This is a genomic window from Shouchella clausii (assembly GCF_002250115.1).
In the GTDB taxonomy this organism is placed as follows: domain Bacteria; phylum Bacillota; class Bacilli; order Bacillales; family Bacillaceae_D; genus Shouchella; species Shouchella clausii.
On sequence record NZ_CP019985.1, the window covers coordinates 2,045,430 to 2,056,664 of the forward strand.

Here is an 11,235-nt window from a genome sequence, read left to right on the forward strand (position 1 = left end):
AAGAGAGAAACCAGACAGCATGATGCTGCTCATCCGTAGGACTGCGCGAAAAAAGAAAGGGAGCTGACCAATAAGTCAGCTCATTTTATAGTAGGTTATCGTCTATATCTTCAAGCTCAATAGGTTAGCTATTCTAAGCTTGAATGAACAAAGCGATAATCAACAGGATAGAGAAAAGCAGAAAGGCGCCATTTAAAATGAGCCCAATCATTTTGACAGATGGTTTGGCGGCTTTCAACGCGAACAAGATTCCAACAATAGAGAGCAATGTCCACAAGCCAATCGTATATGTCGGCTCAAATTGAAAAAGAGTGCTTACATAATACAAAAGAACGCTTAAACAAAACAAGATAATGGATAACACAAATCTTCACTACTTTCCTTTAAAAGTCTAGCGTGCTCTTTTAGTTGATCAACTCGGGAGATTCTTTCTTATATAATTGGCGATCGACAAGTTCACGATAAAATTGGTGGTGCTCGATTAACTCATCGTGTGTTCCTTCGCCTGTTATTTCCCCGCTCTGGACAACGACCAATTTGTCTGCATGCTGCACGGTCGACAATCGATGGGCAATTACTAGCGTTGTCCTAGAAAGCATGAGTTGATTGAGCGCTTCTTGTACTAAAAATTCCGAATGGCTGTCAAGATGGGCGGTGGCCTCGTCTAACAATAAAATTTGCGGATTTCGTAAAATGGCCCGAGCGATCGCAAGCCTTTGTCTTTGCCCGCCAGATACTAAAATGCCCCTTTCACCCACTTCTGTTTCTAAGCCGTCTGGCAAAGAGGCAATAAATGAAGATAAATTTGCTTTTTCTAAGGCTACGTGAATGTCGGCATCGCTGCTTTTTTCAGCATGGCCATACGTAAGATTGTAGCGAATCGTACCCGCCATTAGCGGAGAATCTTGGGCAACATAGGCAATGTTTTGTCTCCAATCATGGACATCAAAGTAATTGATTGGTTGATTATCGTACTCTATCGTCCCTTCGCTTGGTGGATAAAATCGTTCAATTAATGAAAATAAGGTGGTTTTGCCTGCACCGCTAGGCCCGACAATTGCCGTTACTTCACCGGCATTAGCGGTGAAACTTACATTTTTCAGGATATGGTTGCCATTCGGATAGGAGAAAGACACATTGGCAAATCGAATGCCGTTTACGCGGGCAACTGTTTCTTGATTGTGTGTATAAGATACACCTGACACCGATTGAGATTCCAATTCCTCCTCCATAATATATGTGATCCGTTCTGTTGCGCCTTTTGCTTTTTGCAATTGCGTAAAAAAGTGGCCCATTTGTGAGATTGGAGGGATAATCTGGAACATGTAAAAAACAATCGCAACTAATGTGCCGGCCGATAAGACCCCATTGGCAACTTGTATCCCCCCGTAACCAAAGACGACGACTAATACTAACAAGGTAATGGTTGTCATCAATGGAGAAATAATGGCCATTATTTTTCCGGTGTCCAATCCATGTTTTAACAGTTGATCGATTCTGTTGTTGCCCTGAGACGTTTCCGGGTCTTCCGCTATAGACGATTTGACTAACCTGATATCCGACAACACACGCCCTAAATCCCCTTGAAATGAAGCTGTCTCATCTTGCAACGCTTTCGACACTTTGTATGTTTTTCTACCTAGTGGTTTTAATACAGCTAGCGACACAGGGACAATCAATAATAAGAGAAGCGTAATGCTCCAATTTAATGCAAACAGGATAATAATCGAACCAAGTATTTTAATCGTTCCCGATAAAAAAGGAATCAATTGGTCGGTAAAAAAATTTTTAATAACATTTGTGTCATGGGTAATTCTGCTCATTGTTTCTCCAGAGCTATTCTGGTCATAAAATGAGACTGGCAATCGTAACACTTTGTGCCAAAGATCTTTACGTAATTTTGCCACCATTATCTGGCCAATGTAGATCATCATATACATAGAGATGCCTGACAGAATGATTTGCACGATAAAGACGCCTGCGATTAGGGCAGCGGTTGTGCCGCTGAAATTTGATTCAACGGTTATGTCCACAAGGTTCATTGTTAATAGGGGGACAGCAAGAGATAGCGCCGTCTCCATCAGGACTAAGAACAGAGCTAGCCCAAGTAGCCATAGTGAGGGGCGGTAAAGATGCATCAGGGAAACGAACTCTTTTAATTGAACCTGTCGTTCAGTTGTAGAACCCATATGATTCTTCCTTTCTGACCGAGAGTTTGTCTGATAGCAGTTTTTTGAAAGGCAAATTATTTGTAAAGCTAGCAAAAAAATGGGCTTCCTGGTAGTGCTTTAAAATGTTTTTGAAGGGAACGCCTTTTTTTTCTAAACAAAGACCTTTATAATAAAGAAATTGCCCGACATACGCCGTACAAGCATAATTCCTAGATAATTGCAGGCCTTGTCCTATATCTTTTAAAGCAGCATCATAGTGATGGTAGTTCAGTTCAATGATTGCTTTTTGGTACAAAATATAGATTTTTAAGTTTTTTTTGTGCAAATAGGTGTTCTTTCCTTTAATTCCTTCAACGGATGCAAGGCTTTTTTGTAAGTAGTCTAACGTTTCGCTATATGAATATTTTTTCATGTGGGAATGGATAATGCCTAAATATAAATGGAACTTTGTTTGAATAGACTGTTCAAATGGCAAACAGCCAGCCATGCATTTTAATTTCTTTAATGTGGTCTTAGCATCCTTTTTCTTGCATTGGAATTCAGAGAATAGATGATGGATCCTTATATAATCCTTAAACCAATTAGGGAATTCCACCGCCTCGCCACAGTCAATTAATTGTGCAGTTAGCCTGTTCAGTTCCTCGTACTCTTCATTTAACGAGAGTTGCTCAATCATTTCATAAGTGGTTTCGATGTATTCACTATTGTAGCACGTGGTGAGCGTTAAAAAATGGTCGACAGGCACCCCTAGCTTAGAAGCAATGGCTTCAAGCACGTGTAAGTTTGGGACGTACTTTCCATTTTCAATTTTGCTTATTGCCGATTGGCTGACAACGCTAGAGCTAATATTTTCTTGCGACATGCCAAGTTTCTTTCTTAAGTTCCGGATCTCCATGCCAATTCGATTATCCATCATATGCATCTTCCTTATCATAACCTGTATTAGTTGGTTTTTTTAAGTGAGGATGTTATCGAAAGATTATCAGGCATTTATCAGAAATATATCAGATTAACCAAATCTCAACATTTATTTTCCAAAAAAATGGGGTCTATAGTAATGACATTTTCAAAAAACAAACAAAGTTATTCTAATTGTCATAATTTATAAGAGATACTGTCAAAAAACAAGCTCAACCTTGGCATTGTTCATTTTAAGCGAATTAATGACTGAAAACGATGTTTCCATTTTGCTAAAATGTTTTTTACAGTTAATTTGCGCCGGGGTTTCCCTGGCAAAAAAAATAGGGGAGGAATATCAAATGGAAAAAGCATTTGACTTGGATTTGGAAGTAGTACACACGAAAGCGAAGGATGTAGAACCAGATTTCACAAGCGTTAGTTTCTGTACTCCTGGTTGCGGGGAAACAGGTAGCTTTAATAGCTTCTGCTGCTAAGAAAAAAGGCTTTTGATCATTTACATGGGATTGCCCCTCAAAAATCTTGTATTTTTCTAAAATACAGATTTATAAAATTGAGCAAGGGCAATCCTGTTTGTTTTTCATTTGAAAGGGGAGTTCATGGCGATGAGAAAAAGCGAACAATTATTATATGAGCCTGTAGACACAATCATGTTGAGAGCACCGATTTTGTCATTATCGCATGACCATCAAAACGCGTCAAAAGACGATATTATCCCCATTTTGAAAGAATACATAGAACGGCCTGAAATAAAAGAAGCACTAGCGGTTGCCAGCCCTAATTTATTTCAGTCTTTAGATAAAATTCATGGCGATCCCCGTTCCAAAAAAACGAGGAACGCTGTTTCCAGCTTGTTAAAGTTTTTAATAAGGATGTCTAGCCGTCCAACTCCTTTTGGTTTGTTTTCAGGCATAGCTATAGGCGAACTTGGCGATAAGACAGTGGGATCTTTATCTGACACGAAGCAACACCAAAAGAGAGCGCGTCCAGATATGGAGTGGTTGCTTGGCGTAGTTAGCAAAATAGAAAAAAACCAAACGATCGCTAGAAAGCTTAATGTTTTTTTTAATGATGCTGTGTATGAGACGGACGATCGAGTCTACCTTCATTATTTTTCTAACTGTGGGCAGTTAAGAAGCAGTGTAAATCAAGAGCGCAAAGACAATATTTCCATCAGAAAAACGGTGGTGGTAGAGTTTGTCCAATCAGTAGCGAAAAAACCGATTTCAATTTCTGAATTAATGAACCAGCTTCAATTAACATATACGAGCGCCTCTATAGACGAAATTGAATCGTTTGTTTGGAATTTATTCCAACAAGAATTTCTTATCAGTGAATTAAGGCCGCCAATCGTTAACTGCGCGCCTTTATCCTATATCATACAGATCCTTGAGTCCATCCCCGAAGCGAAGGGAATAGGGGCGATGTTAAAAGGAATTGAAGGCGATATAGAAACGTATAACCAATTGCCTATCGGACAGGGATTGGATTTCTTTCAAGCGCTAACGGCTAAAATGCAAGACATTCATCCTAGCAAACAGCCGTTGCAAGTGGACCTGAGCTTAACATGTACAGAAAAGGTTAAGATAAATCGTTCAATTGGCGAACAAGCGGCCAATGCGGCAGAGTGGCTGTGGAGGCTTTCAAAAAATGAGACTGGAATCGCCCATTTACGGGAATACCATGTTGAATTTCTTGAGAAATATGGGATAAATCGAGAAATTCCTCTGCTAGACTTGTTAAGCGATGAGAAAGGTTTAGGGGCACCGCCAACCTATAAATACCCACCTTCAACAAAAAGTGTTAAACCGCCTCAAACGAAGAGCACTCATCGTTTGTTAATGGAAAAATACATCCAGTGTTTAAGGGAGAATGCGAAGGAAATATCATTGACCGCCTCTGACCTGCAAAAGCTAATGGATAACGACACAGATGACGTTTTTGCTCCGAATTCAGGGGAATTATTTGTTGAAGTGCTTGCTTCATCAGCAGAGGAAATTGATAAAGGCAACTATCAGTTGGCAATAGGAACCAATGTTGGTTCCCAAGAGCTAGGCCAAACATTCGGCCGTTTCTCGGACATGATCGCTATCGAAGAGAATAGGCACTTGATGGAAGAACAAAAGAAAATAGAAGAAACGTTTACGGATGTTGAAACCGAATACGTAGAGTTGAGTTTTCTGCCCCAAAGTGGCCGTGCAAGCAACGTTTCCATTACGCAATCCACACGGGATTTACATACAACCATTGCCACCAATGCAAACGGCCAAAACAAAAAGCTGTTGTTAGAAGATATATTAGTTGGGGCGACACTTGGGAGGTTCTATTTAAAATCGAAGAAATCAAATAAACGTCTCGTATTTACATCAAATAACATGTTTAATTACGAGAATGCACCAAATTGTTTCCGGTTTTTAAGGGAGGTTTCTTTAGAAGATGGAAAGGCGATTCAAGGGTTGAATTTGGGAAGCCTTAGAGAGTTTGCTTTTATTCCTAGAATTACGTCTGGAAAAGTCATTCTCTCGCCGGCAATTTGGAAATTAAACGATCAAATGGAAGAACTGTCTGATTTCTCTGCGCCACTTGATCAATGGATTGAGCGATTTTCAACATGGATGAAAAAAATGCAGGTACCAGAACGGGTCTTTATGGCTTATGGGGATAACCGATTGTACATCCACTTAAAAAACGACAACCATTTGCAAGAATTAAGGTCGGAACTAAGGCGCAGAGGAAGGGTGCAGTTACAAGAAATGATCGGCGATTATGGGGAGAAGCAGTGGGTAAAAAGCCCTTTAGGCAGACATAACGCCGAATTAATTGTTCCATTCAAGAAAAGGCCTCATGTGCCAGCAAAACCGACGGTGATGATTAAGCCAGTTGCAGAAGTGCCAATTGAATGCAGAGAAAAAGAACCTGGGACAGACTGGCTCTATTTTAAGCTTTATGGGCCTGTCCACAAGCAGCAAAAACTGATTTCTACACAAATTCGAACGCTTGTAGCCGAGTTAGAGAACCACAAACTCATAAATAGCTGGTTCTTTATTCGCTATTATGACAATGAGCCCCATTTGCGGCTAAGGTTTCACGGAGATCCGAAAGCTTTGTTGGCTGGCGCACTGCCGATATTTCAAAAATGGTATGCAGCCCAGCGTCTTGCGGGGAACATTAAAAAAGTTGTGATTGAGCCGTATGAACGGGAAATTGAACGATACGGCGGCCTTTCGCTCATGCCTCTAATGGAGCGATACTTTGAAAAAGATAGTTTGTTGACATCCGATTTGCTTGGTTTAAGTAGTAAGCAAGCATTCAAAGAACCGCTAGAATTAGTCGCGTCTATGTATGTTGTTTACTTTTTAACGGAATACGGTTGGCACCATGAAAGGCAATTGGAGTGGATTTCCAAGTGGAGCGAAGATCCAGCTTACTCCAAAGAGTTTAGGCCTTATCGGAACGATGTGCTTAAATGGCTAGACCAAGAAGAAAACTGGAAGGCTCTAAAGGAGCAGAAAGGCTTTCTCTTTAAGCTGTTTTCCAAAAACGAAGCAATCATACACGAGCTTTCCCATAATATGGACAAGACGCCGATGACAAATACAGAGGAAAGAGTTGTCGGGAGCTTGATCCATATGCATTGCAACCGGTTGCTCGGCACAGACCGTGATAGGGAGAAAAAAGCAATGGCGTTTGTGCGCCAAATTATTGAAAGTCAAAAGCATTGGAACAAAACGAAAGGGCGACCATTAAACGTATGAGGTGATCCACCGTGATAGAGAAGGTAGTTGATGACCAAGAAAAACAAGAAACGAAACGAATTATTGCCCGTTTGACCGAGAAACTAAACGATCCACAAAAAGTGGAAGAGATTGTAATGGATAAGAACAATGTCACGACGATTAGCAAAGTAAATCCGTGGGACCCTGTTTCTTTATCTCATGGTTTTGCAGGAACGATTTTATTCTTCTCTGAATTGCATAAAATGTATCCTGAAGAGAAGTGGGATCATGTGGCCCATAATCATATTGTCTACGCTAGCAACTATCTAAAAAATGGGGTCCATTCTATCTCTTTATTTGGTGGAATTACAGGATTTGCTTTTGCTGTGTTCAATGCATCTGAAAATGGTACAAGATACCAGAACTTATTGGCAAAACTGGATGAAGTGATTCGTAGGGTAGCAGAGAATGAGATCGAAGAAGAAAAACAAAGGAATGGTCTCGGCGCTCTACCAACTTTTTATGATGTGATCCAAGGATATTCTGGAATTGGAAGGTATTTGCTTGAAAGAAGAAAGGATACGCCAGCTTTTAACGGCTTAATTGAAGCGATTTTGCGCCAGTTTGTTGAAATGACTGCCACCATAACATGGGAAGAGCATGAGGTTCCAGGATGGTATGTTACGCAAGAGAATCAATTTTTAGAGAAGGATAAAAAGATTTATCCATTTGGCAACTTCAATTTGGGCCTTGCCCATGGCATCCCAGGACCGTTAAGTTTTTTATCTTTATGCCTACTAAAAGGAATAGAGATCCCAGGACAAAGGCAAGCAATAACGACGATTGGCAATTGGCTCGTCCGTCATGCTAAAAGCAATTCAACTGGCGCCCCAGTTTGGGCTCACCGCATAGGCGTCAAAGAAGCCATAGCCAACAACTATACCGTCACAGATGAACGGGAAGGCTGGTGTTATGGCAATCCTGGTGTTGCCCGGTCGCTCTATTTAGCAGGAAAAGCGCTGAACCATCAGCCCTATCAAGACATGGCGGTTAAATGTTTCCTTGGCATTAAGGAAAAAACATTAGAAGAACTAGACTTGCAAAGTGCGACGTTTTGCCACGGAAAGAGTGGTTTGTTGCAAATCATGGTGCGGATGAAAAACGACCTTAACATCAATGACTTTGACAAGCTCATTATTCAATTGGAAAACGGGATTAAGGGACAGTATAAGGATCAGCATCCGTTGGGATTTAAAGATTTTGAAATCGGAAGCCGAACAAACGAGTTAGATAAAGCGGGCTTATTGGAAGGGGCAGCTGGCGTTGGATTGGCCTTATTGTCGATGGTCCGTGACGACGGTGATTTCTTCTGGGATAAAGCGTTTTTAATCAGTTAGGGGTGAGGATGTGCCGGAAAAGGAAGAAAAAAACATACTAGTTGGGATTTCTGGATCGATCTCTGTCATAAACATGCCCTCCTATTTAGCCTTTTTTAAACATACGTATGGCCATGTCAAGGTCATCATCACAGAGCAAGCCAATAAGTTGTTCCCGGCTTCTTCCTTGTCGTTGTTTTGTGATGACATTTTCCAGGATCACAATGAAACCATAGATCCAAACAAGTCGAGCCATGTCGGGTTAGCTAGGTGGGCAGATCTATTTATTGTCCTTCCTGCTACGGCAAATAAAATCGGCCAAGTTGCTAATGGCTTAGGCATGGATCTGCTGTCATCAACCATATTAGCTTCTACGAAGCCTGTACTTTTTTGCCCAAACATGAATGAGGCGATGTGGAACAATTTCTTTGTAAAAAGAAACATGGCATTACTTGAAGAGGGAGGACATATGATCATTCCTCCAGTGGAGAAAGAAGCATATGAAGTGGCTTCAGGAAGCATTCGCAAAAACTTCATTATTCCAGATATGTATACCATCGCTCAAGAAATGGATAAAGCTATGGCTGTAAAAGAAAAAAGCTAGGACGCAGTACGGAGCGTCTGGCTTTTTTGTGTTTTAGCGAATTTTTGATTTTTTTCTGACGGGGAAAAGGGATAATCAGTTTTAGAATAAGGAGTGATAGCCAATGGAAAAGGTCATTGAGACAAAGAATTTAACAAAGAAAGTAAAAGGAAAACCGTTAGTGGAAGAAATCAATCTTTCCATCGCAAAGGGGGAGATATGTGGTCTTATCGGTCCCAATGGCGCTGGGAAAACAACAATTATGAAGCTGTTGACAGGATTGCTCATCCCTACAAGCGGAGAAGTGAAGCTCAATCAATTGGATGTGCATAAACAACGAAAGGAAGCGATGCGCTCCGTTGGTGCCATTATTGAATCGCCTATTTTCTTTGAGTTCATGACGGGCCGCGGAATGCTCTTAAATCTTGCCCGGCTCCATGGCCTGAACAAACAGGAACGGCAAGAGAAAGTCGCAGAAGCATTGGCGATTGTTGGGTTAGGCGGCCGCGGCGATGAAAAAATACGTACGTATTCCTTAGGAATGAAGCAACGCTTAGGGATTGCCCAAGCGCTGTTAGGCAACCCAGAGATTGTCATATTGGATGAGCCTGCCAACGGCTTAGACCCGATGGGGATGAGGGAATTGAGGGAATTGATCTTGCAATTAAATAAGGAAAGAAATATTACGTTCTTACTATCAAGCCACTTGCTCGACGAACTCCAAAAGATATGCAGCACGCTCATTATTATCAAGCAGGGAAATGTCCTTTTTTATGGAAAACAAGAAGAGATTTATAACAAGGCAGAGAATAATTTAGAAGAGATTTTTATTGGGATGATGTCATAATGAGACAGCTAATCATTAGTGAATTCGAACGGTTATGGTCGAGATGGTCCATTCGGCTGCTCGTATTGACCTTGCCGGTGCTAGTCATTGCTACTGGTGTTTATTTCCGAAACCATAATCGCAACATTTCAATAGATGCTGTTGATTACGCAACCGCCATAAATTTTCCTATTCTCAGCATATCAGAACATTTGTTTATCACGTTTAACATTCTGCTCATTTTTATTTGTGCTTATGTGCTAACAGAGGAATATCAGCAAAAACAAATCAAATTAATTTTGCTTCGTGCTTATTCCATGAGCCAAATTTTTCTGTCTAAATTCATTGTGATGGCCACTTCTTTATTCATCTGTTTCTTTCTTTATTATGTGGCTTCCTTCACCGTTGGGCAGATGATGTTTGAGACGCCAGAAAGGTCGATTCTTTTTGGTTCTGAAGCAGTCGTTACAAATGGTGAGATGGTTCTTTATGCATTGAACTATTATGGAATTGCTTTTCTTACTAGTCTTGCGGCACTCTCTTTATTTTGCTTTATTGCGATTGCAATGCCCTCTGTCAATGCTTTATTAGGTAGCGGCATTTGCATCCTCTTCTTTTTCATTGTCGGTCCACAGCTGTTAGAGCAATCGACCGCTTTTGCCGAAGGAAGCAATGTTTCTTATGTGGTATATGCATCCATAACAAAAATTCAATACACCGGTATCTCGTTATTGCTTTCAGGCGGGGCATTGAGCGGTTGGCTAATAGCAGTTATTTTGTTTTATTTGTTGGTCTTTCTTGTAGGAGCATATTTGATTTTTACTCGCCGAAATTATTATGCATAAAGGAGCCGTATGATGAAACATTTAATTGCAAGTGAATTCGAGCGGCTTTGGAGGATGAGAATGATAAAAATCCTCTTACTGCTGCTCATAGGGATCTCCTTTTTTTCCGCTCACTTTTTGACTTGGTTTGATTTAGGTCTTTATACTGCAGATAGTGAAACGCCGTTAAATGCTGTTAACTTTCCCTGGTTTTTGTTAAGGGAAGTCTCTTTCTTTGTGACACTAGTCATCATGCCATTGTTTTGTGTGATTGTTTTGAACGCACCAATAAAAGCAAAAACGTACAACTTAGTGTTGTACCGGCCATTTCACCGTTTAGAATTTTTACTGTCTAAATGGGGAACGCTGCTCTTGATTGCTGTCTTCATTACCGCGTTTATCTGGCTCATTGGGGTCGTGCTAGGCTTTTTCTTTTACCAAGTTCCAGATTATGTGACTTTTTATGGCGATCTAACACGCTACTCTGTACTGAATGGGTACATCTATTCAGCCAAGCTCTATTTTCTGTTTTGGGCGATCATGGTCGCTGGAATTGCTATTGCCAGTGTTATGTCGATTTTGGCACCAAACCCGATCATTGCTTACTTCCTATTGATGATTGCCTACGTGGTGCCGATTTATTTTTCAAATGAGTTGTCGTTTTTCTTGATGCCCACTCAATCCATTTTTATTTCGCTTTCGGAAAGCAACATGCCATTGCTTTATATGGTGTTGCCTTTGATTGCTCTGCTTGGCGGAGGGATTTCAAGTTTATTATGGGTAAAGCAAGATTTTAAATAAATGTTTTGTGAGGGGATAAA

General features: G+C 40.7%; 10 protein-coding genes. 7 read left to right on the forward strand and 3 right to left on the reverse strand.

Annotation, left to right across the window (positions count from 1 at the left end):
- Positions 1 to 133: 133 nt before the first annotated feature.
- The 3 genes from BC8716_RS09780 to BC8716_RS09790 are packed head-to-tail and all read right to left on the reverse strand — an operon-like array spanning position 134 to position 3,087.
- Positions 134 to 364, reverse strand: a complete 231-nt coding sequence (locus BC8716_RS09780) for a hypothetical protein (RefSeq protein WP_062745523.1) — start codon at positions 362 to 364, stop codon at positions 134 to 136.
- Between the two features lie 40 nt (positions 365 to 404).
- Positions 405 to 2,189, reverse strand: a complete 1,785-nt coding sequence (locus BC8716_RS09785) for an ABC transporter ATP-binding protein (protein WP_094425251.1) — start codon at positions 2,187 to 2,189, stop codon at positions 405 to 407.
- Positions 2,173 to 3,087 (reverse strand): helix-turn-helix domain-containing protein, encoded by a 915-nt coding sequence (locus BC8716_RS09790; protein ID WP_062745526.1) that lies wholly within the window; start codon positions 3,085 to 3,087, stop codon positions 2,173 to 2,175. The genes BC8716_RS09785 and BC8716_RS09790 overlap by 17 nt, the downstream gene beginning before the upstream one ends.
- A 343-nt stretch (positions 3,088 to 3,430) precedes the next feature.
- Here BC8716_RS09790 and BC8716_RS09795 point away from each other — a divergent pair, with 343 nt between their 5' ends.
- The 7 genes from BC8716_RS09795 to BC8716_RS09825 all read left to right on the forward strand — a co-directional run bounded on the left by BC8716_RS09795 (position 3,431) and on the right by BC8716_RS09825 (position 11,215).
- Positions 3,431 to 3,565 (forward strand): gallidermin family lantibiotic, encoded by a 135-nt coding sequence (locus BC8716_RS09795; RefSeq protein WP_062746560.1) that lies wholly within the window; start codon positions 3,431 to 3,433, stop codon positions 3,563 to 3,565.
- Positions 3,566 to 3,694: 129 nt separating this feature from the next.
- Positions 3,695 to 6,844 (forward strand): lantibiotic dehydratase, encoded by a 3,150-nt coding sequence (locus BC8716_RS09800; RefSeq protein WP_169715933.1) that lies wholly within the window; start codon positions 3,695 to 3,697, stop codon positions 6,842 to 6,844.
- Positions 6,845 to 6,855: 11 nt separating this feature from the next.
- Positions 6,856 to 8,202 carry a lanthionine synthetase C family protein gene (locus tag BC8716_RS09805; protein ID WP_094425255.1) on the forward strand — a complete coding sequence of 449 codons (1,347 nt, stop codon included), beginning with the start codon at positions 6,856 to 6,858 and terminating at the stop codon, positions 8,200 to 8,202.
- Between the two features lie 10 nt (positions 8,203 to 8,212).
- Complete coding sequence (locus BC8716_RS09810) at positions 8,213 to 8,785, forward strand: flavoprotein (RefSeq protein ID WP_062745532.1); 573 nt, start codon at positions 8,213 to 8,215, stop codon at positions 8,783 to 8,785.
- 103 nt (positions 8,786 to 8,888) lie between these two features.
- Positions 8,889 to 9,611 carry an ABC transporter ATP-binding protein gene (locus BC8716_RS09815; RefSeq protein ID WP_062745533.1) on the forward strand — a complete coding sequence of 241 codons (723 nt, stop codon included), beginning with the start codon at positions 8,889 to 8,891 and terminating at the stop codon, positions 9,609 to 9,611.
- The gene (locus BC8716_RS09820) at positions 9,611 to 10,435 is read left to right on the forward strand and encodes a DUF2705 family protein (RefSeq protein WP_094425257.1); all 825 of its coding nucleotides are present in this window, start codon (positions 9,611 to 9,613) and stop codon (positions 10,433 to 10,435) included. The genes BC8716_RS09815 and BC8716_RS09820 overlap by 1 nt, the downstream gene beginning before the upstream one ends.
- Before the next feature lie 60 nt (positions 10,436 to 10,495).
- Complete coding sequence (locus BC8716_RS09825) at positions 10,496 to 11,215, forward strand: hypothetical protein (RefSeq protein WP_157730394.1); 720 nt, start codon at positions 10,496 to 10,498, stop codon at positions 11,213 to 11,215.
- The last annotated feature ends 20 nt before the right edge of the window (positions 11,216 to 11,235 follow it).